The organism is Shigella sp. FC1967, assembly GCF_001743005.1.
Taxonomy (GTDB): Bacteria; Pseudomonadota; Gammaproteobacteria; order Enterobacterales; family Enterobacteriaceae; genus Proteus.
Genome location: NZ_MIIZ01001171.1, coordinates 1 through 563 on the forward strand (window position 1 = coordinate 1; position 563 = coordinate 563).

At 50.6% G+C, this 563-nt stretch carries 1 pseudogene; it reads right to left on the bottom strand.

What is annotated here, in order from left to right:
* Positions 1 to 189: 189 nt before the first annotated feature.
* Positions 190 to 563: pseudogene (locus BHE89_RS19875) on the bottom strand (DUF3150 domain-containing protein); the annotation flags it as partial.

Consider the following 563-nt stretch of genomic DNA (forward strand, 5'->3'; position numbering starts at 1 on the left):
GGTGTATGCGTCATCGTTACCGATGGCGACTTTGACACCGAGTTTTTCACCATAGGCTGCGGCCACGATTGGTAGAGCGCTGTAAATGGTGCGTTTTTTGGACATATCTTTTCTCCTGGTAGGGAAGGAGATAGTCCACCCCTGGAGGGAATGGCTATCCCCTCCGGGTCGGTTTAGTTGAAGTGACTATTAGAAGAAATAGTCGCCATCGTCGTCAGTTTTAGGCAGCTCCTGGTTGAGAGGCTCCTCTGTCGTCTCCTCTTGGACAGGCTCTTGCTCTACCGGAGTTTCCTCAGGCAAAACCAGCTCATCCTCAACATCAACGCGCTCTTCTCGAACCACATCACCGGCATTGGATTCATCTTCCGATTCACCCTCGCCTCGTTCTGCAAAACTCTTGAAGAAGTTGTCGATGTCTTCATCCAGGTCAACAGCGTTACCACCGCTGTTAGTCTGTTCTGATTGAACAGATTCAGTACCACCTACCTGTTGCTGCTTGGTTTCGCCACCCTCTGTTGCAGGGATAAGCTCACCGGCTTTATCGCTTTTCTGTTCGGCCTTTT